The sequence below is a fragment of the Caballeronia sordidicola genome, assembly GCF_001544455.2.
Lineage (GTDB): Bacteria > Pseudomonadota > Gammaproteobacteria > Burkholderiales > Burkholderiaceae > Caballeronia > Caballeronia sordidicola.
Window position 1 is genome coordinate 188,365 of record NZ_FCOC02000004.1, and the last position, 22,209, is coordinate 210,573.

A 22,209-nucleotide genomic window follows, 5' to 3' on the forward strand; every position below is an offset into this window, starting at 1 on the left:
TCCATCTAAAAATAGGCCTGGCTTGATAGCGGGGCCACTTGCTGAAGAACGGTCCCAAGAGCGCTGGAACGTGCCGCGCTAACCACGCAATTGTGCGGCCGCGATGTCTTCGAGCGAACGGCCACGCGTTTGCACGCCCATCAGCACGACTGCCAGTGCGCCGACTCCCAGCACAAATGTTGTTGCGCCGAACACGCCGCCGAAGCCGAGGATGGGATACACATAGCCGACCAGGATCGGCGCCGCGATCGCCCCAAGCCGTCCGATGGACGAGGCCATGCCCGCGCCCGTCGCGCGCACGTCGGTGGGGAACACTTCCGGCGTATAGGCATAGACGCCCGCGTACGTGCCGTTCATGAAAAACGATAACAGCACGCCGGACGCCATGATGCCGGCATCGCTTCGCGTAAGCGCGAGGCCCAGCGCCGAGATGCCGCCAAGAACCATGTACGAGGCGATCGTTGCTTGCCGTCCGATTTTTTCATTGAGCCACGCGCCGGAAAAATACCCCGGAATCTGCGCGATATAGATCACCAGCGAATACGAGAAGCTGCGCGTGATCGTCATGCCGTTCTGCACGAGCAGGCTCGGAATCCATGTGAAGAATGCGTAGTAGCTGAAGGTGATCGAGAGCCACATGAGCCACGTCATGGCCGTGATGCGCGCGAGCTTGCGCGACCACAGGGCCTTGACGTTCGCGAGCGCGGATGCGCGTTGCGCGGCGATGGGCACGGCGGGATCGGCGGCCGGATCAGTCTCGGGCAGCGGCTCGAGTTCGACACCCGCGGCCGTCAACTCGGCTTCCGCTCGTGCCACGATCGCCTCGGCTTCGTCATGTCGTCCGCGCGCGACGAGCCAGCGCGGCGACTCGGGCAACGCGCGCCGCCACCAGAGCAACATCACAATCGGCATTGCCGTGATCACCATTACCCAGCGCCATGCATTGGGCGAAAGGGGAATCACGAGATAACCGAGCAATGCAGCCGCCACGAAACCGAACGAGAAGAAGCCCGCGAGGCTGCCGGTAAACGCACCGCGATACCGCCGCGCCACGAACTCCGACAAGAACGGCGCCACGATCGCGCTTTCCGCGCCCGTGCCCAGTCCGGCGACAATCCGCGTCGCGAGAAAAAACGGCCAGTCATGCGCAACGGCACTTGCGAGCGACGCAATGCAATAGATCACGAGCGCATACATCATCACGCGCTTGCGGCCTATCAGGTCGCCGAGAATTCCGGCCAGCATCGCACCCAGAAAATAGCCGATGAACGTGCCGCTGCCGAGCACGCCGGTTTGCACGCTGGAGAGCGCCCACTCCTTGCGCAAGACCGGCAGCAGGAACGCGAGAACAGCCGCGTCCATGGCGTCGAACGTGTAGCCGAGACCGCCCATCAGGAGCAGCCTGCGATGAAACGATGAGAACGGCATACGCTCGATACGGGCGGAAATCGTCGACATGCTTGCATGCCCTCGCTGGCAGAAGTGCGGTTGGGTTTTGGCTTTGTGCCAAGGGGTGTGAATCAGGCGCGTTCGAGTTCGTCGAAATGGATATGGCCGCCTTTCATCACGAATGGAATGTGCTCGCCCTGGCCCAGCAGGCAATCGACGGACTTCAGCGGATCGCCGTCGACCACAAGCACGTCGGCGAATGCACCCGGCGTGATGCGGCCAAGCTTGCCGCTCATGCCGAGCACTTCCGCGCCGACCAGCGTGGCGCTTGCTATTGCTTCCGCTGGCGAAAGAACCTCGGCGCGCAGCCGGAATTCATCGCTTTGCATGTGCTGCGCTTCGCCAAGCAGATCCGTGCCGAATCCCATGCGCACGCCCGCACGCTTCATGATTTCAAGCGACCGCAGGCCGGCCTGATGGACATCGGCCACTTTCGCGAGGCTCGCCTCGGGCAAGCCGTACTGGCCGCCAACGCTTGCGAGCGCTTCGTAGGTGACGAGCGTGGGCACCACGAACGCGTCGTGTTCGACAATGATTCGTGCAGTCTTTTCATCGATAAGATTGCCATGCTCGATGGTTCGCACACCGCACCGCACGGCGCGGGAAATGGCTTCGGGCGTGTAAGCATGCGCGAGCACGTAGGTCTGGCGACCGCGTGCCTCGCCGACGATTGCGCGGATCTCGTCTTCGGAATAACCCCATGCGCCGACGGGATCGGTTGGCGACGCCACGCCGCCCGAGGCCATGATCTTGATCTGGTCCGCACCCATCTGCAATTCTTCGCGCACTGCGCGGCGCACTTCGTCGACGCCATCCGCCACGCGCCCGAGCGCGCCAACACGCACGCAACAGCCGCACGGCGCGTCGGGCGGCATGTAGTCCGTGCGCGTGCGCATGTCGCCGTGACCGCCTGTCTGGCTCAGCGCGCGGCCGGACACGAACATGCGCGGACCCTCCGCAAGTCCCGCTTCGACCGCCTGCTTGAACGGATAGCCTGCGCCGCCTGCATCGCGGATCGTGGTGAAGCCTCGCCGCAGCATGGCGCGCATCAGCGGCACGGCGCGCAGCGTAACGAGGACATTGGGCAGCGTCGCGACCCGCGGCAGGTTGAACTCCACGGCAATGACGTGAACATGCAAGTCGATCAACCCCGGCATCAGCGTGCGGCCTTTCAGGTCGATCACGCGCGCGCTATTCGATTTGATGGGTTGATCGGAGACTTCCTTGATCAATCCGTTTTCCACGAGCACCTCGTGGCCGGTGAGAAGCTCGGCCTGCGTTGGGTCCAGCAGCGAGCCGTTGCGAAATAACACGGACGTATTGACTGACGTCATTCTCGATTCTCCATGGACATTGAACCTGGCCGCGTGAGCTGCTCAAGGCCGACGCGCCGCGTTGCACGGTGAGCAAACTATACGCCGCACGTGGATATTCGTGCCATGTACAGATGCGATGAAAATTTCCGGAGGGGCAGAAAGAGGGGATTACGATTCACCGGCGTTGCATTGAACGCGGCGGGTTTGACGCGGCAAAGCGGACGCTCATCGAGGACGCCGGACATGCAAACCCAATGCAAAAAAGCGCTTCGACACCGTGCTTGTCACTATGGTTCGAGTGCGTGGCATTAGGGCATCATGGAAACAGCCCACGTCATGCGGTCCCGGATCATCGAGCTTGAAAAGAGGAATACTCATGAGCAGCATGGAAGTTGTACGGACGGAACGCGCCCGCGAAATTGCATCGCGTGTTGAAGCTTTTGTGCGGACAGTCGTCATTCCGTACGAACGGGACGCACGCTGCGGCAGCCATGGACCGAGCGAGGAACTCGTGCGCGAACTGCGCGGCAAGGCGCGTGCCGCGGGCGTTCTCACGCCGCACATCCTGGCCGGCGGTGGCCATCTCACGCAACTGGAAACAGCAACGGTCCTCAAATGTTCAGGCTTGTCGCCGCTTGGGCCCGTAGCGGTGAACACAGCCGCCCCTGACGAAGGCAACATGCTCCTGATCGGGAAGACAGGCACCGACGCGCAGAAGGCGCGCTTCCTGGCGCCGCTGGTTGCGGGCGATGCGCGCTCGGCGTTCTTCATGACCGAGCCAGCGGCCGATGGCGGCGCAGGCTCCGATCCATCAATGCTCAAGACTTCCGCCCGTCGCGATGGAAACCACTGGATCATCGATGGAACAAAGGCGTTCATCACGGGCGCAGAAGGCGCATCGGTCGGCATTGTGATGGCGCGCAGCAACGCGGGCGATGACGGCGACAAGGTGAAGGCCACCATGTTCCTGGTCGACCTTCCGAATCCGGCCATACGTCTTGAACGCATTCTCGACACCATCGACAGTTCCATGCCGGGCGGCCACGCGGTCGTGCGTATCGAGGGGCTGCGCGTCCCGGACGATCAGGTATTGGGCGAAGTCCACGAAGGGTTCAAGTATGCACAGGTACGCCTGTCTCCGGCACGCTTGTCGCATTGCATGCGCTGGCATGGGGCGGCCACGCGCGCGCACGAGATCGCGACGCAATACGCGTGTACGCGCCAGGCATTCGGCAAATTGCTGATCGATCACGAAGGCGTTGGTTTCATGCTGGCCGAGAACACGATCGACCTGCAGCAGGCGGAATTGATGATCGACTGGTGTGCAGCCGTGCTCGATGGCGGGTCGCTCGGAACATCGGAGAGTTCGATGGCGAAAGTCGCGGTGGCCGACGCGCTGTTTCGCGTCGCCGATCGCTGCGTGCAGGTCATGGGTGGCACGGGCGTGTCGCGGGATACGATCGTGGAACAAGTGTTTCGCGAGATCCGCGCGTTCCGCATTTACGACGGTCCCACGGAAGTACACAAGTGGTCGCTTGCGAAAAAGCTCAAGCGCGACACACTTGCTGGTTTGCAAACGGATTAGCTCGGGACGCGCGATCCAAAGACGAAACGTGTTGAGAACGTCTCAACCATTTTGCGTGCTGCTCTTGAGATTTCCCGTAGCCGTCAGTCCTTTCAGAACCAGCATCAAATGGAAATAAAGACGTTTGTTAAGTCCGTAGTTATAGGCGTACAAATGCGAAAGCGCGATGCCAAGCGCCGGTACCGGTTGATGATTGCGCGCATAAACAGACACGACAATCGGCACGATGCGCTTGAGCGCGAGTCTGCGCGCCGGCTCGAGGCTCCGGTCCAATGTCAATGACTTGAGGAAGTCATAGGCAAGCACGGCTGCCGCGGTGGTTGACCGCGCGGTGGTCCTGGACATCGATACATCCGTCTTGCGGTAGAACGAAACGTATTCCTTGAGGTAATAAACCTGCCTGGCTGCAATGCAGATCTGCGCGCCGAACACATACTCGCAGCCAATGCCGTATTGCTTTCTATAGCTGATTTTCTTGACCAGGTCCGCGTTCGCGAGCCAGCCGTTATTGGGCATCATTTGAATCAGGCCGGCTCGGCCCGGATCGGGCTGCAGTCCAACCACCGCGTCCGTGCGATGGTAGTCCGTGTTGAGCTTGCGGCTGGCTTCAATGTCGACCACGCCCTTGTCGTCCATCTGATATTGATCGCCGAACGCGATCTCAAGATCCGGGTAGATATTCCACGCCGGCAGCAAGCGTTCTATGCAGTCGGTCTTGAGTGCGTCGTCGTCGTGGATCAGCAGGATCTTGTCGCCGGTCGCGCGTTCGAAGAGGCTGGCAATGTTATCGGCCTGCCCGAGCGCGGGCTCATTCCTCACGTAGATCACGCGCGATTCATGCAGATAGGTCGAATCGATCAGCGCCTGCGTGCGGTGATCCGACGAATCGTCGCCAATCAATATCTCGATGTTCTCGTGCGTCTGTGCAAGGCACGACGCGAGCGACTCCATCAGCAACTCGGGCCGGTTGCACGTCGGCAGGCATATGGATATTTTCGTCGTTCTCATGATGTCGTCACCGGGGCAAGGGTTGCTGGGTACGACTTTTATACGGAGGGCGATTTTTTTCGTCAACGCGATTAAATCCAGACAAGGCGCGAACGATTTATTTTATTTTTTACCCTGCAATCGCTTAAAAGCGGATGCGCTCATTGCCCGTCGAGGTTGTATCCGCTAAAGCCCATCAAACCCGACAGCCGCGACGCCATGTCTCCGACCATCCGGCATACATCGTCGAAGTCCGGGTTGAGTTTTTGATCGATGCGTTCGAGATAAGGCACGTTTACCGCGGCGATCGCATCGCCGTTGCTGCCTATTACCGGGAACGCGACATTCGTCACGCCGCGCATTTGCCGGCTGGGCACGATCTCGTGACCGGCGGCACGGATTTCATCGAGCAGGGCAAGCAGCGCCGCCGGCTCCACGTCGTTCTCGCCCTCCACGCGCGTATGCGCGGCGAGCATGCGCTCGCGCTCTTCCGGGTCGCGGAACGCCATCAGCACGTGGCCCGACGAGGTATCGGTGAGCCCCATGACCGCGCCGACCTTCAGGCCGAACGACCATCGCTCGGGGCTGTCCACCTGCGCGATCACCGCCACGCGTCCGCTGTGATAAATCGATAAATGGCACGACTGCCGCGTGACGTTCGCAAGATCGCGCAGCAACGGCAGCGCCATGGCGGTCAGCGAGCGGATGGGCTGCTGCCTGTGCGCCATTTCAAAGAGCTTGAGCGTCAGCGTATAGCGGTCGTTGTGGTCGCCTTGTACATAACCACGCCGCTCCAGCGTCACGACCATGCGAAAAATCTCGCTGACGGTGCGGCCGAGTTTCACCGAGAGTTCGTTGAGCGTGTAGCCTTCGGCGGTATCGACCAGGACATCGAGGATATCGAGTCCTTTTTCGAGCGCGGGGGCCGCGTAACGCGGGCTTTCGGCGGTATCGGCGGATGCGCTCTTGGATGGCTTCAGGACGGTATTCATGGCGATCAAAAATTGAATGAACTCAAAGCGCCCGATCCCGGTTGGCGATACGCGCGGGCAAGCCAAACAGGATCAGCAGCGCGGCGAGGATCAGCACGGCGGCAATGGCGTAGAGACCGCCCGACGTGGCGCCGGTGATATCCACCACCTTGCCGACCAGATACGGGCTGATGATGCCGCCCAGGTTGCCAATGGAGTTGATCAGCGCAATGCCGCCCGCCGCCGCCGTGCCGCTGAGAAACGCGGGCGGCAAGGTCCAGAACACGGGCAGGCAGCCGATCGCACCCACGGAGGCGATCACGAGCGAGATCATGGCAAGCGTGGTGTCGTGCGCAAAGTACGCGCTCAACGCGTAGCCGATACCGCCCACGGCCACCGCCAGCCCGAGATGCCAGCGGCGCTCGCCGCTGCGGTCCGAGCTTTTCCCCAGCGCAACCATGCCGATACCCGCGGCCGCGTAGGGAATCGCGGTCAGGAGGCCAATGCTCATCGGACTTGTAATGCCGGTGTTCTTGATGAGTTGCGGCATCCAGAACGTGAGGCCGTACAGGCCCATCAGCATGAAGAGATAAATGAGCGAAAGCAGCAGGGTACCGGGCTGGCGCATTGCATCAGCGAATTTGTGCGAAGTGCCTTTGTCTTCACGATCGATATTCGCCTGCAGCACGGCCTTTTCCTCGGCGTTCAGCCACTTCGCGTGGCCGATGCGGTCATCGAGAATCTCAAGCACGAGGAGGCCGAGCAGCGCCGTCGGCAGGCCTTCGAGCAGGAACAGCCATTGCCATCCGGCGAGTCCGAGCGCGCCCGCGAAGCGCGTCATGATGAAGCCCGACAACGGGCCGCCGATCACGCCGGAAATCGATATCGACGTCATGAAAAGCGCGTTGATCCGCGCGCGCCGTTTGGCCGGAAACCAGTACGTGAAGTACAGGATGATGCCTGGCAGGAACCCGGCTTCCGTCGCGCCGATCACGAAGCGCAGCACATAAAACCACGTCTCCGATTTAACGAACATCATCGCGGCCGATGCAATGCCCCACGAGATCATGATCCGCGCAATCCAGACGCGCGCGCCGACGCGGCTGAGTATCAGGTTGCTCGGGATCTCGAAGATGAAATAGCCCACGAAGAAGATGCTCGCGCCGAATCCGTAGGCGGCGTTGGACAGGCCGAGATCGCCCTGCATCTGGAGCTTGGCGAAGCTGATGTTGACGCGGTCGAAGTACGCGAAGATGAAGCAGACGATCAGCAGCGGCACGATCCGCCACACGGCTTTCCGGTACGCGTTTTCTTCGAGCGCGCTCGCGTGGTCCGCGCTTCCGGCGAGTGGAATCGATCCCGGCATGGGCGCTCTCCTGACAGGTGTGATTGTTGTGTTGTTATTCAGACACGCGCGCAGGCACGCGCGCGGCTCAGTTCGACCAGCCGCCGTCGATCATGTGGATCGTGCCAGTGGTGAAGGCGGATTCGTCGGAGGCGAGGTAGGTGACCAGCGCCGCGACTTCCTCGGCACGTCCAACGCGCCCGATGGGCTGGCGCGCGACAAACGCCGCGCGCACTTTTTCTTCGTCCACATTGGAAGCTGCGGCCTGCGTCGCGATACGGCCACGCAGCGATGGCGACTCGATGGTCCCCGGACAGATTGCGTTGCACCGGATCGCCTGGCCGACGAAATCGGCGGCGACGGATTTCGTGAGGCCAATCACCGCCGCCTTCGACGCGCCGTACGCAAAGCGGTTCGGCACGCCTTTCACGCTCGACGCCGCCGACGCCATGTTGATGATCGACGCGCCTTTGCCCGCGTCCAGCATTCCCGGCAAATACGCGCGGATGGTCCGGTACATGGCCTTGACGTTCAGATCGAAGCTGAAATCCCAGTCCTTGTCGTCGCATTTCAAAATGTTGCCGTCGGCCACGTAGCCGGCGCAGTTGAACAGCACGTCGATGGGTCCCGTCTTCGCGGCGAACGCGGTGATATCGGCGGCGTCCAGAACGTTCAGGCGCGCAGTGCGCAAGGTCGAACCTTCGCCCGCGTCACGCGCGAGATCGGCGAGCGCTTCTTCATTGATATCCGTGGCCCAGACCGTCGCGCCTTCAGCCGCCAGCATGAGCGCCGAGGCCCGTCCAATACCGTTTCCTGCCGCCGTCACCACCACATTCTTGCCTTCGACCCGCTTGACCATTGCTGCTCCTTTCACGTTGTCAGGTTGCATCGAACGAGATATGCCATTCAATTTGCACGGCAATTTTCACATATGAAAATGTTTTTTATAAGTGAAGGTAAACGCGAAGTAGGATGATTTCAGGTCGAATCCGCGTTCCCGCCAATCGTCAACACGCACCATAATGTCGTTCGCACGCCACTTAGCCGGACTCTCCGAATGACCGAAATCAAGCTGAATTCCAATCCGTCGCCCCGCCTGACTAGCCTTTCCCACGGCGGCGGCTGCGGCTGCAAGATCGCGCCGGGCCTGCTTGCCGACCTGCTCAAGCGCAGCACGCCAATGGCGCTGTTCCCCGATTTGCTGGTAGGCAACGACACCGCCGACGACGCGGCGGTGTACCGGTTGAATGACGAGCAGGCGATTGTCGCGACCACCGACTTTTTCATGCCGATCGTCGACGACCCGTACGATTTCGGCCGCATCGCCGCGACCAATGCGCTTTCCGACGTCTACGCCATGGGCGGCAAACCTATCCTCGCGCTTGCGCTCGTTGGCATGCCGATCAACGTCTTGCCGCACGATGTAATCGCGGCGGTGCTCAAGGGCGGCGAATCCATTTGCGCCGAAGCGGGCATTCCGGTGGCGGGCGGCCATTCCATCGATTCGGTCGAGCCTATCTATGGTCTGGCTGCAATCGGGCTGGTGCATCCGAAGCGCGTGAAACGCAACGCGGCCGCGCGTGCGGGCGACGTGCTGATTCTCGGCAAGCCGCTGGGCGTGGGGGTTTTGTCGGCGGCCCTGAAAAAGGATCAACTCGATACCGCTGGCTACGCCGCCATGATCGCCGCCACGACCAAGCTGAACCGTCCGGGCGCGGAACTCGCCGCGCTCGACGGCGTGCATGCGTTGACGGACGTGACCGGCTTCGGCCTGCTCGGTCACACGCTCGAACTCAGCCGGGGCGCAAGACTGACCGCGCGGATCCGTTTCAACGATCTGCCGTGGCTGCCCGGCGTCGAGGCATTTGCCAAAGCGGGCGTCATCACGGGTGCATCGGGACGCAACTGGGCAGCTTATGGCAAGGACATCGTGCTTGCGTCGTCATTCCACGATGTGGCACAGGCCCTGCTTACCGATCCGCAGACTTCGGGCGGCCTGTTGGTTTCGTGCGCGCCCGAAGCGGTCGACGAAGTCCTCGCTATCTTTCGCGCGGACGGCTTTGACGAAGCGGCGGTAATCGGTGAAATGGTCGATGGCGAGAGCCGCGTCGAAGTGGTCTGAATCCACGATTCCACCATGCTTGAACATTCACCGGGAGCCCGATGAAAGAAGAATCGCCGAAGGCCATCTTTTATGCGCTCGCCGCCAACTTCGGCATTGCCGTGTGCAAGTTCGGCGCGGCGGCGTTTACAGGTTCAGGTTCCATGTTCGCTGAGGCGATTCATTCGACCGCCGACTGCGGCAATCAACTCCTGCTGCTGTTTGGCCTGAAGCGCTCGCAGGCGCCCGCCGACGTATTGCATCCGCTCGGTTCCGGCCGCGAGATTTACTTCTATTCCATGCTGGTTGCGTTGCTGCTGTTTTTTGTCGGCGGTGCGTTCTCGGTTTATGAAGGCGTGCACCGGATCGCGGTGCACGAATCGGTCACGAATCCAATCGTCGCGCTGGTCGTGCTCGGCATTTCCGTGGTGCTCGAAGCGTTTTCGTTGTCCGGCGCGTTGAAAGAAATCCGCAAGACATCCGGCAACAAATCGCTCTGGCGATGGTTCCGGGAAACGCGCGAATCGGAATTGATCGTGGTGACCGGCGAGGACGTTGCGGCGCTCGCGGGTCTTGCCATCGCGTTCTGCGCCGTGCTGATGACCATGATCACCGGCAACTCTGCTTACGATGCCGCCGGTTCCATCGGCGTGGGCGTATTGCTGATGGTGATCGCGTACCTGGTGGCGCGCGAAGTGAAGTCGATGATCGTTGGCGAATCGGCAAGTCCGGAAGTGCGCCGGGCTATCGATGCGCATTTGCGCGCGCGTCCGGAAATCGTTCGCGTGCTCAACCTAATTACGCTGCAGTGGGGCAAGCAGATCGTGGTCGCGGTGCAGGCGGAGATGGTGGAATACGAAAGCGGACGCGCAATGGTCGACGCAATCAACGTGATTGAAGAGGATCTGCAGCGTACATTTCCGGAAGCGCGCTGGGTATTTTTCGAGCCGGATGTTGCGCGCGTGCCGGACGGCAAAGCCACAGCCGGTCCTGACGCGTTCCACTAAACTGACTGCAAGCCAGGATTGCCGAACGCGTGACGTCGGGCGTCAGGGCAAATGTGCCGGTGGCCGGTCGTGATGCGGTCGGGGAGTATCGGGCGTGGCGGGCAATTCGGTATTGCCGCTCGCCGGAAGTTGTGTGGTGCCTTCGTCCGTTGTCATGATATCGACAGGCTGTGTGACCGATGCCGCCAGGGGCGTGTTGGACCTGGAAACCCGTTCCGTGGTGGAAGTCCTTGCGGCGAAAGCCCGCCCGGGCGCGAGAAGTGCTATCAGCAGTCCGGCCGCGGCAAGCACGGCGGCCGTAGAAATCCTGAAAATTTGCTGGGTCTGGACGCGCATGCGTGAGGTCCGGTGGTTTTGATCAGACCTTTCATGCACGAAGCATTCCAGCTTGTACAGTGATGACCGCAGTCCCAATCGTGCTCGTGGCCGAGCGCATCCGTTGCGGAATCCCTAACAGAGTTCTTCATCCCCGCCTATGCGCAAAATTGTTCTCTCCGCTTCCTTTCTTTTCGCGTTTGTCCTGAACAGCGCGTTTGTTTCCCCTGCAATTGCGGCGTCCGGTTCCGCTGCAGCCAAATCGCCTGCCAGCGCGTCGTCGGCGTCATCGGTTGCCTTGACGCCGGAACAGGCGCGCAACGCGCTCGCCGTGCTCAACGATCCCGCGCGACGCGGCCAGGTCGAAGACACACTACGCGCCGTCGCGGCCGCGGGCGCGCTCGCCACGCCCGCGCAGGCGGTGCCGGCGAGCGCTGCCGCAGCGTCCGCGGCCTCCGCGGCGAGCGGTGCATCGGGCGCTGCGGGCGTGCTGGCGAATTCGCTGACAAGCAACGGGCTTGCGTCGCAGATAACCCATCAGGCCAGCAACTGGCTGGTGGAAATGAGCGGTGGCTTGCGCCGGTCGGTGACAGCGCTGCTCGACTACGGTTCCGTGACCCAGTGGTGGCGCCAGCGCACCGCAACCGAAAGCGGGCGCGCACTGGTCGGCGAGGTGTTCTGGGCCATCGCTATCTCGCTGCTGCCCGCACTGCTGCTCGAATTCCTGAGCACGCGGCTTGTGCGCCGGCCGCGTGCGCGCATCGCGGCACGGGGTATTGTCGATGTCGATGACACGCAACCCGAGCTCAAGAAGGACGAACGCTCCGCTGCACAGGCCGAAGCCGTGGCGGAACGTTCGGGTAACGAGGTTGCCATCGAAATTGCCGGACGCAGGGCCGATACCGCCCGTGGCGTGCGCCACGCCGCGCGTCACTGGACCTTGTTGCAGCGCCTGCCGAGCGCCATTTTGCACAGCTTGCTGGCCGTGCTGCCGCTGATCGTTTTCACCATCGCGGCAGCCGTGCTGATGTCCATTTTTATCGATGAAGGCACGCCTCAGGGCCGTTCGGTCGGCGCGCTGGTCGACGTTTATCTGATTTGCCGCGGCATTGTGATCGCAAGCGGGTTCTTCTTTGCGCCGCGTGCTCCGGGCCTGCGCCTGATTCAAATGAGCGATGAATCGGCGGCTTTCGCGCATCGCTGGCTGGTCGCCATTGTTTCGGTCACGGGCGCGGGCATTGCGTTTGCCGAAGGCGCCGAGCCGCTGGGATTGACCAACGTGGCTCACGATTCGATCGTCAAGGCGGTCGCGCTGGTCGCTCACGTGCTGGTTGCCATTGTGATCCTGAAGTGCCGTGCGCCGGTTGCAGCCTGGATTCGTGACAGCATGCGCGGACACCGTTCGTTTGTGTTGCTCGGCAACTGGGCCGCCGACATTTGGGCCGTCATTGCCGTGTTCCTGGTGATGGCGCTGTGGTTCGTCTGGGCGCTCGATGTGCGCAATGGTTATCGGACGCTGTTCCATCTTCTGGGCGTGTCCCTGCTCGTGATCGTCGCCGCGCGCGTGATCGCGATCGTGGTGTTCGGCGCGCTCGGCAGGATCTTTCATGCGGTGGCCGAGGCGCAGGATCAGGCAACGAGGTCGATCGCTCATCAGCATGCGTATCGCTACTATCCGCTGCTGCGTAGCATCTTGCGGGCGTTGATCATCGTGGGCCTTGTCCTCACGTTGCTGGAGGTCTGGGGCCTGCATGTATTCGCACTCTTTTCGTCGGGCGGCGTCGGTCACCGGCTGGCATCGGCGCTGATCACCATTGCCGTTGCGGCAGTATTCGCCGTGGTGGTGTGGGAAGGCGCGAATGTGCTCGTGGAACAGCGGCTTGAACGGTGGACCGCGAGCGGCGACCGCTTGCGCGCGGCGCGCCTGCAAACGTTGCTGCCCATGATGCGCACCGCGCTTTTCATCGTGATCGCGATGGTGGTGGTCATGACCGGCCTGAGCGAGATCGGCGTGAACACCGCCCCCTTGCTCGCGAGCGCGAGTATCTTCGGCGTGGCGCTCGGCTTCGGTTCGCAAAAACTCGTGCAGGACCTGATTACCGGCATCTTCCTCCTGATGGAGAACGCCATGCAGGTCGGCGACTCCGTCACGCTCGCGGGCGTCTCGGGAACGGTGGAGTATTTGTCGATTCGAACCGTGCGTCTGCGCGGCGGCGACGGATCCCTCTTTACCGTGCCGTTCAGCTCGGTGTCGACCGTGAACAACACGAATCGCGGCATCGGCAATGCGGCCGTGCGCGTGAGCATTGCGATGGGCCAGGATATCGGTCTGGCATCGGATACGCTCAAGGAAATCGGCGCGTCCCTGCGCGACGACGATGCATTCAAGGACGGCATTCTCTCGGACTTCAGCCTCTGGGGCGTGGACGCCGTCGATGGTTCGACGGTCACGCTCGCGGGCCAGATCCAATGCCGCGATACCGCGCGATGGGGCGTGCAGCGCGAATTCAACCGGCGCATTGTGGATCGCTTTGCGCAGCAGGGTATCGAGATTGCCAATCCGCAGCGTAACTTCGTGATTTTCAACAACGCGCGAGGCGATCAGGCCGAGCAGTCGAAGTCGGGCGACGGCGTTGAGGTGTTGAACTCGCCTGCGCCGGCTTCAGAGCATACGGGGCGCGATGTCCAGCGGTCCGATCCGTACAACGACGCCGCAGTCGATAGCGAAGAAACCGGCGAAACCAGTCAGCGGGGCGCACGCACCAGCACGGGCGAGCCTTCGAACTCGCCGCCCGATCGCTCGAAGCCAAGCCGCTCATAAAACGCCTCGAGCGCCGCGCCATCCGGCGCTGCATGATCCGCCGAAAGGGCCTTTAACCCTTGCCCTTTCGGCGTCAATGGCCTCGGCACCAGCGACAGCATCACGCCGTGCCTGTCAGCGAGCGCGACCAGCCGCTCCATGGCCGCGCGCGCATGCCCGCGATGATGCTCCCCTTCCGACCACAGCGCTTCGAGCGCAACGGCGCAGTCGCCATTCGGCTCGAGCCACATCTCGATGTCTTGCCGTTCTTCCACATGGCTTGCATGGAACGCATCGATCATTCTTGAAGCCGCGGTGTCGTGCATAAAGACCCTCAAACGGGTGGAGGATATCCGGCAGGGTAGTGCGTACCAGACATCAGCGGGGCGCCGATGGAAGGTATTCGCGGAACATCGCCGGCATTGTTTCTGTTGATTTTCGGGGCATGAGCCGCTTCTATAATGCGCTTAGCACGATCCTTACATTGTCCTGCCGGTTCGTGCTTCAGTGCATGATTCACCTCGCGTTTCACCTTGTGTTTCCACTTCCACTTTCGGTGCCGCCCAGATGAAATCAATTGTCCGCTCCTCGCCTGATTCAGTGTCTTTTCGCGCCCGCATGTTCAAACACTTTCCGAGCCTGACCGCGGTGGCCGCGACGCTCGCCTTCAGCGCGTGCGCGTCAACCTTTGCACAGGACGCCGATGACTTTCGCGGCAGTAGTCACTCGGGCCAGAACGTAAAGGTCATGATCATCTCCATGTTCGGTCCCGAAGGCCAGGTATGGCTCGACAAACTGGGTCCCTGGAAGACGGTCAGCGTGCCTGGTCTATCGCCGGACTATCCGGTCGTGCATTGCAACAGGCAGGAAATCTGCGTGATGACGACAGGCATGGGGCACGCGAACGCGGCGGCGTCGCTGATGGCGCTCACCTTCTCCGATAAATTCGATCTGCGCCGTACGTATTTCATGATCGCGGGCATTGCTGGCATCGATCCGATTCGTGGAACGATCGGGTCGGCCGCGTGGGCGAAATATCTCGTCGACTTCGGTATCCAGTGGGAAGTCGATGCCCGCGAAAAACCTGATAGCTGGCCAAGCGGTTATCTCGGCATCAATACAAAGAGCCCCGGCGAGAAACCGCCGCTCGACTACAAGACCGAGGTGTTCCAGTTAAACCCGGCGCTGGCCGATGTGGCGTATGCGTTATCGAGGAACGTTGCGCTCTCCGACGGCGCCGAAGCACAGGCCGCCCGTGCGAAGTTCGGCTACGCGCCAGCCAACCAGCCGCCGAAGGTGATCCAGTGCGACACCCTTGCCGGAGACACGTGGTGGTCGGGAAAATATATTGGCGAGCGGGCGCGGGACTGGACAAAACAACTGACCGATGGCAAAGGCGTGTATTGCACCACGCAGCAAGAGGACAACGCGACATACGAAGCGTTGAAGCGCGCGGCGAGCGCCCACAAAGTGGATTTGAACCGCGTGGCCGCTGTGCGGACGGGATCGGACTTCGACAGGCCGTATGAAGGGCAATCCGCCTCCGACAATCTGCTGAACTACGCCGCGCAGGGTGGTTTCGCGCCGGCTATCGAAAATCTTTATCGGGCTGGGAATCCGTTGGTGCAGGACATTGTCACGCATTGGGGCGAATGGCGCGACGGCGTGCCTAGACGTTGAATAGTGGCAATTGTTTCAACAACGCGGACGCATCGGGCGTTCGCGCCAACGTGTGAAATCAACGCGTTAAGTTGAGCGCCATTCAGCTAAATCGCACCCGCCAGTGGTTGGCGCCATCCATAACCTTTCCGAAAAGATGCCGTTCGGCCTGTTACAAACCTCTCGTAACAAGTTCGTCTTGCCCGCCTATGGGAATTTTTTTCTGATGATTTGACACAAAAGAATGAAAGGAAAATGACAGAGCGCCAATGCGGGTTTTCCTTGTGGCGTATTCGCCAATCCAAAGGAAAGTTGTAACAAGCGCTCGCTAAACATAAACCTGTTAATTGTGAAAGCGTGTCAACCGAATCAATGCGGCGTCCGTTTTTTCCTTTGTAAAATCAAGCGCCAAGCAAATTATTTGGCAAAAGACGGCGTACAAAAACAACGGCGCAACGTGGTCATTTTTCCCAGTTACAAACTTCAGAAAAACTTACCGATACCGACTGTTGTTTTATGGAAATTTATTATTGAGATGAGCTTGATTTCCCGATCCACGCTACTTACAATCCGTTTCACAGTGTTGTTACAAGATGTAACGGACTGAAACAAGTTGAATGTAGCCCGACAGAACAAACGTTTGGCTAGGCAAAAAAGAAAGCCGGTAAAAAATCCGGCGCGGTGCTCGGGGTTTATATCGAACGCAGGAACATCATGAACGGTCGCGAAACGCTGGACTCGATTCGAGAAATCAACTTGTCGTACATCATGCTTGCGCAGCGCATGCTGCGTGACGACCGCGCAATCGGGATGTTTCGACTCGGGTTGTCTAAGGAACTTGCCGACCTTCTGTCTGGGCTCACGCTCGCACAGGTCGTAAAGCTGGCGTCTTCAGACCAGTTGCTGTGTTTCTTCCGCTTCAACGATCACACCATGCTGGCAGCACTGACGGCGCCCGCGAAGCACGCGGATATTGCGCCGACGCATGCAGCCATCCTGCTGGCCGGTCAGCCAGCAGAACAGTTCGTCTAAGCACGAGAGCGCCATGCTTAAGAAAAGCCTCACCGAAGACGCACAAGAAGTTTTCCGCGCGATCGCATTGATCGAACTCGGGGCGCGGATGCAAGTGCTCGAAAGTGAACTGACACTGTCGCGCGACCGGATGATCCGGTTGTATCGCGAGGTGAAGGGTGTTTCGCCACCGAAGGGCATGCTGCCTTTCTCGGCGGACTGGTATATGACGTGGCTTGCGAACATCCATGCTTCGCTCTTCTACAACACCTATGTGTTCCTGAAGAAGGAAGCGGGTTGCTCGCACCTCGATGCCCTGACCAAGGGGTATCGGCTGTATCTCGAACATTGCAGGAATAGCGATGTCGAGGCGGTACTCGATTTGACGCGGGCCTGGACCCTTGTGCGCTTTTTCGATGCAGGCATGCTGCAGCTCACCAAATGCTGCCGCTGCACTGGAAAGTTCATTGCGCACAAACATGATTTGCAAGAAAACGTGGTGTGCGGGGCCTGCCAGCCGCCGTCACGCGCGGGGAAGACCAAAAAAGCGGCGGCCGCCAAACAGGCGAGCGAGCAGACCGCGCTGGTGGAGTTGAGTGTTGTTTCGACCAATGAAGTGCCGGAACCGACGGCGCTCGAAAACGCGGCGATGCTACAGCCGCGCACAGAAAGCCTGATTGCACAGGCTGCTTGACGGGAGCGTTGCCGGCAGTCCCGAGGACCGTTTCTGACGGGGTGATTGCCGAAGCGCTGCTGTTACTTTAAAAAAATCAATAAGAACGATTTGGGCTGCCGAGGTTTGGCAGCCCTTTTACTTTTTGGCGAGGGAATCGCCGGCATCCTTTGGAAAGGGCTTGCTGAAGAACTTCGACCCGGCGAGGCCAAAGCGCCAGGGCACGTCCATCGCCCTGGAAATGCCAATCCGCGGTCCGGTTGCGACCGGATAATCTTCATCGGGCATATCGATGTCAAACGGCGCCTCGAGCAGCGACATTCCGTTGTTCTTGTGCGTGATGCCGAGCGCCTGCGCCACACGGCCCGGTCCGGAGCAAAGCAGTTTCAGCGGTTCGAGGCCGCGCCGTTGCCGCATGGCGTCGAGTCCGGTCAGCGGTTCGATTGCGCGGATCAGCACTCCCGCGCCGTGTCCCGCTTCTCGGCAGACAAAGTTCAGGCACCAGTGAATCCCATACGACCGGTACACGTAGGCATGCGCGGGCGGCCCGAACATCACCGCATTGCGCGGCGTGGGGCCGGAAAAACTATGCGATGCCGGATCCTCGCGATCATAGGCTTCCGTTTCCACGATCCTGCCGCCCACGCCATCGACGCTCAGGATCGCCCCGATCAGGCGGCGCGCGACTTCTTCGGACGGCGCGTTGAAATCGTCGGGGGTTGCGGCGCGCAGGGGGAGTGATGTCATGAGCAATGAATGGGCTTGAGCGGATTCGACCGTCACATTAACAAGAATTGCGCTGCTTCATTGCTTTCGATCGTTGTTCTGCGCCGAGAGTCCTTGCAAGGGTGAGGGCAGCGCGTGCTGCCCTGTAATTCCTACACGAACTTAACGCTTCAGTTCGTTTCTTGTCAGCGCGCCGGAATGGGGATCTACGTGGATGTCGTAGAACTGGCCTTGTTTCGTGGCTTCGCCTTCCCAGCGTCCGTCGTCGGCTTCCAGGCGTACCGCGTCATAACCCAGAGCCTTGACCTTCGAGATGGCCGCATCCTTCGATATCCAGTCCGCGCCCGGCTGGTCACGCGCAAACCCTGCGCTACTCGCTGCGAGCGCGAGGACCGCAACTGCGGCAATACCTGTTTTCTTCAACATTGGCTGTCCTTATCGAATCAGATTGAGGAATGGTCAATCTAACATAATGCTTACATTGCGAAGTGCGGCCAATCCTCGCGGTGGTTCAGCCAAGGCGTTGGCATAGGCATTGCAATGCTTTTCCTGTCAGACCAACGACCCTTTTTCAAAGGAGATGCATCATGCCGGAGAAGAAAACCATCGAACGCGCGCACGCTGCCAAACGCGCGGGTAAGTCGTCGAGCACGCAGGCTGGTGCGTTTGTAAAAGAGCAGATCGATCACGTGCGCGAAGGCAAGCACGGAGCCAAGTCGGCGAAGCAGGCAATCGCCATTGGCTTGTCGGAGGCACGCAGATCGGGCGTTGGGGTGAAAGCGCCGAAGAAGGGTGCGACGTCGGAAGCCACTCGCAAGAAAGCTGCGAAGGATTCCGAAGCGGGTCAGCATAAAACCAAACGTAGTGCGAGTACGGAGTCGAAGGCGAAACGTTCAGCCACGTCCACGCGCGTGCTCAAGCGTGAAAGCACGAAGGCCGCGTCGCATACCGCGTTGTCAAGGCAAACGCACGCAAGCGCGAGCCGGCGCTCGGCGGCTGACCGGTCGGCATCGGCGAAAAAAGGCTGGGCCACGCGGCGCAAAGCCGCTTCTTCCAAGGCAAGCGCGGCGAGGCATGCACGTTAGAGCGTGGTGAACGCATGCGTTGCCAGATGCAAGAAGGCCGTTCCAACTGACGCTGGAACGGCCCTTTTTGTTGCCGACGGCGTTATTTGACCGTTTCGAGCACCTTGCGAACCGTGCTGAAAATTTGATCGATCTGGTTGTCTTCAATGATCAGCGGCGGCGAGAACGCGAGGATATCGCCGGTGTAACGCACCAGAACGCCCGCTTCGAAACACTTCACGAACGCTTCGTACGCACGCGCACCCGGAGCGCCATCGCGTGGTTCCAGTTCTATACCCGCGACCAGCCCAAGGTTGCGGATGTCTTTTACGTGCGGTGCGTCGCGCAGTGCGTGAGCCGCCGATTCGAACTTCGCCGCCTTCGACGCCGCGCGCTCGAACAACTGATCGCGCGCATACAGGTCGAGCGTGGCGATGGCAGCGGCGGCGGCCATCGGGTGCGCCGAATACGTATAGCCGTGGAACAACTCGATGCCATTCACGGCGCCCGCGTTGATTACCGTGTCATGCACGTTGCGATGCGCGGCAACCGCGCCCATTGGAATGCTGGCGTTGTTGATGGCCTTCGCGAGCGTCATCAGGTCCGGCGTCACGCCGAAGAATTCAGCGGCGGTCGCCTTGCCGAGACGGCCGAAGCCGGTGATGACTTCATCGAATATCAGCAGGATGCCGTGCTTCGTGCAAATTTCCCGCAGCTTCTGCAGATAACCTTGCGGTGGGACCAGCACGCCGGTCGATCCCGCCAGCGGTTCCACGATCACCGCCGCGATCGTCGATGCATCGTGCAGCGCGACGATGCGTTCGAGTTCCTCGGCGAGATGCGCGCCCCACGCGGGCTGTCCCTTCGAAAACGCGTTGTGGTCGGGCGCATGCGTATGCGGCAGATGGTCGACGCCCGGCAGCAATGCGCCCGAGAACGTCTTGCGATTCGGTCCGATCCCGCCAACTGAAATGCCGCCGAAACCCACGCCGTGGTAGCCGCGTTCGCGGCCGATCAGCTTCGTGCGCTGACCTTCGCCGCGCGCGCGGTGATAGGCGAGCGCGATCTTCAGCGCGGTATCGACGGATTCGGAACCCGAGTTCGTGAAGAAGATACGGTCGAGGCCTTCAGGCATGATCGCCGCGACCTTCGTGGCCGCCTCGAACGCGAGCGGATGGCCCATCTGGAACGTCGGCGCGAAATCGAGCGTGGCGGCCTGTTGCTGGATGGCGGCGACGATTTCATCGCGGCAATGGCCGGCGTTCACGCACCAGAGACCGGCGCACCCGTCCAGGACCTCGCGGCCATCGGTCGCTTTGTAGTACATGCCCTTGGCGCCTTCGATCAGGCGCGGCGCAGCTTTGAATTGCCGGTTGGCGGTAAAGGGCATCCAGAACGACGAAAGGTCGTCGATGACGGGGCGCGAAGTCATGTGAAATCTCCTGTTAGAACACGCAATGTAGTCCTCGATAAAAACCTGCGGCATAGACAGTTGTCCTGTCGCGCGAAGAACTGTGCTGGCAGAATGCTGAAAACTGTATTGGTGATCTGGCCGCGCGTGCTGCACACTGATCCGACCGGTCACCTCCCTGATCATCCTCTTTTCGGCGATTCATGATCGAACTTCAACTGGACCGCGATCGCGCGCAGGCGACGCTGGTCGAGCAGCTTGTAACGGCGTTTTCCAGCGCTATCGAACAGCAGGCGCTGCGCGCCGGCGCGTTGCTCCCGTCGGTGCGTCAGCTTGCGCAGACCGAGCGGCTGAGCACGTTCACGGTAACCGAAGCATATGGACGGCTTGTGTCGATGGGGCTCGTGGTCGCGCGGCGCGGCTCGGGGTATCGCGTGGCCACGCGTGCGGCGGCCGCCCCCAGGCGCAGCGTGGCGTGGCAACCGCCGAGCCTGACCGCGACGTGGTTGTTATCGGACGTATTCGCGGACCATTCCGTGCCGATCAAGGCCGGTTGCGGCTGGCTTCCGAACGAGTGGGTCAACGAAAGCGGGCTGCACCATGCGTTGCGCTCGGTGAGCCGGGTGCCCGCCGCGCGCATGGCGGACTACGGGCATCCGTACGGCTTTGCGCCGCTGCGAGAGCGCATTGCCGAGCAACTCGATCGCCATGGCCTGCCGGCGGACCCCGCCGCGAACGTGTTGTTGACGGCGGGCGCCACGCAGGCGCTCGACCTGATCGTGCGCACGCTGCTGCGTTCCGGCGACAAGGTCGTGGTCGAAGATCCGGGTTATTGCAATCTGCTGCAGATCCTGCGGCTCGCCGGGCTGGTTGTATTGGGCGTGCCGCGCACGCCGGCGGGTATCGATACCGACGTGCTCGAGCGGCTCGTTCTTGAACACGGTCCCAAGGCCATTTTTCTCAACACGACGCTGCAAAATCCCACGGGCGCGACCTTTGGCATGGCGGCGGCGTTTCGTCTGCTGCAGATCGCCGAGCGGCATGACCTGTGGGTGGTGGAAGACGATGTCAGCCGCGAACTCGTGCCGCCCGGCGCACCGCTTCTGGCCGCAATGGAAGGGTTGAACCGCGTGCTTTACGTCGGCGGATTTTCAAAGACGATCACGCCGGCATTGCGCTGCGGTTACGTGGTCGCCGAACGCGATGTGTTGCGCGAACTGGCACGCACGAAGATGGCGGTGGGGTTGACTTCATCGGCGGCGACAGAGCGGATCGTTGAAAAGGTGCTGACCGAAGGACGCTACGCGCGGCACGTGGATGCGGTGACGGAGAAGTTGAAAGACGCGCATATGCGCGTCGAGGAGCGCATGGATGGGCTCGGGCTCGAGGTGTTTTGCAAGCCGCGCGCGGGTTTGTTCCTGTGGGCAAGGTTGCCGGTCGAGCCCGCGCACGCAATTGATCTGGCGACACATGCGCTGGAAGATGGAATCTGGCTTGCGCCGGGATCGTATTTCCGTCCCGGCGATGCCGCAAGCGACTGGTTTCGTTTCAACGTTCCATATTCCACCGAGGATGCGTTGTGGAGTTTCATCGAAAAATGGCTAGGACGGTGAACCAAACCGTTTTTGATGAATGCTTCTAATAATTTGCATAATAGGAGCAATCGCGTAGTTCGTTTCGTTTATGAAGCACACCATTGCCCCGCAAATCAATTGATAACCGCAGAGGAGCAGTTGATTGCGCGCGTGCGACAGAGCTCGACCCAGCGTCGGTTTTGATGCATGACATT

The 22,209-nt window shown here is 60.8% G+C and carries 20 protein-coding genes; 9 read left to right on the forward strand and 11 right to left on the reverse strand.

Features of this window, described 5'->3' with window-relative positions; genetic code table 11:
- Nucleotides 1-78: 78 nt before the first annotated feature.
- On the reverse strand, nt 79-1,458 hold the full coding sequence (locus AWB64_RS10105) for an MFS transporter (RefSeq protein WP_060818568.1): 1,380 nt from the start codon (nt 1,456-1,458) through the stop codon (nt 79-81).
- Nucleotides 1,459-1,520: 62 nt separating this feature from the next.
- Complete coding sequence (locus AWB64_RS10110; protein WP_060818569.1) at nt 1,521-2,783, reverse strand: metal-dependent hydrolase family protein; 1,263 nt, start codon at nt 2,781-2,783, stop codon at nt 1,521-1,523.
- A 367-nt stretch (nt 2,784-3,150) separates the two neighbouring features.
- On the opposite strand from AWB64_RS10110, the gene AWB64_RS10115 reads away from it, so the two are divergent.
- Nucleotides 3,151-4,350: an acyl-CoA dehydrogenase family protein gene (locus AWB64_RS10115; protein ID WP_060818764.1), complete on the forward strand. Its 1,200-nt coding sequence runs from the start codon at nt 3,151-3,153 to the stop codon at nt 4,348-4,350.
- Between the two features lie 42 nt (nt 4,351-4,392).
- On the opposite strand, the gene AWB64_RS10120 is transcribed toward AWB64_RS10115, so the two are convergent.
- The 4 genes from AWB64_RS10120 to AWB64_RS10135 form a co-directional block, all read right to left on the reverse strand.
- Nucleotides 4,393-5,358, reverse strand: coding sequence for a glycosyltransferase family 2 protein (locus AWB64_RS10120; RefSeq protein ID WP_060818570.1), 966 nt, complete (start codon nt 5,356-5,358; stop codon nt 4,393-4,395).
- A 140-nt stretch (nt 5,359-5,498) separates the two neighbouring features.
- The gene (locus tag AWB64_RS10125) at nt 5,499-6,329 is read right to left on the reverse strand and encodes an IclR family transcriptional regulator (RefSeq protein WP_060818571.1); all 831 of its coding nucleotides are present in this window, start codon (nt 6,327-6,329) and stop codon (nt 5,499-5,501) included.
- A 22-nt stretch (nt 6,330-6,351) separates the two neighbouring features.
- Complete coding sequence (locus AWB64_RS10130) at nt 6,352-7,674, reverse strand: MFS transporter (protein ID WP_060818572.1); 1,323 nt, start codon at nt 7,672-7,674, stop codon at nt 6,352-6,354.
- A 67-nt stretch (nt 7,675-7,741) separates the two neighbouring features.
- Nucleotides 7,742-8,512 (reverse strand): SDR family oxidoreductase, encoded by a 771-nt coding sequence (locus tag AWB64_RS10135; RefSeq protein WP_060818573.1) that lies wholly within the window; start codon nt 8,510-8,512, stop codon nt 7,742-7,744.
- Between the two features lie 198 nt (nt 8,513-8,710).
- On the opposite strand from AWB64_RS10135, the gene selD reads away from it, so the two are divergent.
- On the forward strand, nt 8,711-9,775 hold the full coding sequence (gene selD / locus AWB64_RS10140) for a selenide, water dikinase SelD (protein WP_060818574.1): 1,065 nt from the start codon (nt 8,711-8,713) through the stop codon (nt 9,773-9,775).
- A gap of 41 nt (nt 9,776-9,816) precedes the next feature.
- Complete coding sequence (locus AWB64_RS10145; protein ID WP_060818575.1) at nt 9,817-10,761, forward strand: cation diffusion facilitator family transporter; 945 nt, start codon at nt 9,817-9,819, stop codon at nt 10,759-10,761.
- Nucleotides 10,762-10,803: 42 nt separating this feature from the next.
- Here the strand turns inward: AWB64_RS10145 and AWB64_RS10150 are convergent, their stop codons facing one another.
- Entirely contained in the window at nt 10,804-11,097 is a 294-nt protein-coding gene (locus AWB64_RS10150; RefSeq protein ID WP_060818576.1) for a hypothetical protein, read from the reverse strand.
- Nucleotides 11,098-11,236: 139 nt separating this feature from the next.
- Here AWB64_RS10150 and AWB64_RS10155 point away from each other — a divergent pair, with 139 nt between their 5' ends.
- Nucleotides 11,237-13,897, forward strand: coding sequence for a mechanosensitive ion channel domain-containing protein (locus AWB64_RS10155; RefSeq protein WP_060818577.1), 2,661 nt, complete (start codon nt 11,237-11,239; stop codon nt 13,895-13,897).
- On the opposite strand, the gene AWB64_RS10160 is transcribed toward AWB64_RS10155, so the two are convergent.
- Nucleotides 13,822-14,202: a GNAT family protein gene (locus AWB64_RS10160; protein WP_060818578.1), complete on the reverse strand. Its 381-nt coding sequence runs from the start codon at nt 14,200-14,202 to the stop codon at nt 13,822-13,824. The two genes, AWB64_RS10155 and AWB64_RS10160, sit on opposite strands and share 76 nt — an antisense overlap.
- Before the next feature lie 292 nt (nt 14,203-14,494).
- On the opposite strand from AWB64_RS10160, the gene AWB64_RS10165 reads away from it, so the two are divergent.
- From AWB64_RS10165 to flhC, 3 genes are all read left to right on the forward strand, one after another.
- Entirely contained in the window at nt 14,495-15,556 is a 1,062-nt protein-coding gene (locus tag AWB64_RS10165; RefSeq protein WP_060818579.1) for a purine-nucleoside phosphorylase, read from the forward strand.
- A 693-nt stretch (nt 15,557-16,249) separates the two neighbouring features.
- The gene (flhD, locus tag AWB64_RS10170; protein WP_060818580.1) at nt 16,250-16,567 is read left to right on the forward strand and encodes a flagellar transcriptional regulator FlhD; all 318 of its coding nucleotides are present in this window, start codon (nt 16,250-16,252) and stop codon (nt 16,565-16,567) included.
- A gap of 13 nt (nt 16,568-16,580) precedes the next feature.
- Nucleotides 16,581-17,240, forward strand: coding sequence for a flagellar transcriptional regulator FlhC (gene flhC, locus AWB64_RS10175; protein WP_060818581.1), 660 nt, complete (start codon nt 16,581-16,583; stop codon nt 17,238-17,240).
- Between the two features lie 117 nt (nt 17,241-17,357).
- Here the strand turns inward: flhC and AWB64_RS10180 are convergent, their stop codons facing one another.
- Nucleotides 17,358-17,966, reverse strand: coding sequence for a DNA-3-methyladenine glycosylase (locus tag AWB64_RS10180; protein ID WP_060818766.1), 609 nt, complete (start codon nt 17,964-17,966; stop codon nt 17,358-17,360).
- 141 nt (nt 17,967-18,107) lie between these two features.
- Nucleotides 18,108-18,371: a PepSY domain-containing protein gene (locus AWB64_RS10185; RefSeq protein ID WP_060818582.1), complete on the reverse strand. Its 264-nt coding sequence runs from the start codon at nt 18,369-18,371 to the stop codon at nt 18,108-18,110.
- A 161-nt stretch (nt 18,372-18,532) separates the two neighbouring features.
- Here AWB64_RS10185 and AWB64_RS10190 point away from each other — a divergent pair, with 161 nt between their 5' ends.
- A complete protein-coding gene (locus tag AWB64_RS10190; RefSeq protein WP_060818583.1) occupies nt 18,533-19,030 on the forward strand; it encodes a DUF6496 domain-containing protein in 498 nt (165 codons plus the stop codon).
- Between the two features lie 82 nt (nt 19,031-19,112).
- Here AWB64_RS10190 and aptA read toward each other — a convergent pair whose 3' ends face one another.
- Nucleotides 19,113-20,441, reverse strand: a complete 1,329-nt coding sequence (aptA, locus tag AWB64_RS10195; protein ID WP_060818584.1) for an omega-aminotransferase AptA — start codon at nt 20,439-20,441, stop codon at nt 19,113-19,115.
- 182 nt (nt 20,442-20,623) lie between these two features.
- On the opposite strand from aptA, the gene AWB64_RS10200 reads away from it, so the two are divergent.
- Nucleotides 20,624-22,033 (forward strand): aminotransferase-like domain-containing protein, encoded by a 1,410-nt coding sequence (locus AWB64_RS10200; RefSeq protein ID WP_060818585.1) that lies wholly within the window; start codon nt 20,624-20,626, stop codon nt 22,031-22,033.
- Nucleotides 22,034-22,209: the final 176 nt, after the last annotated feature.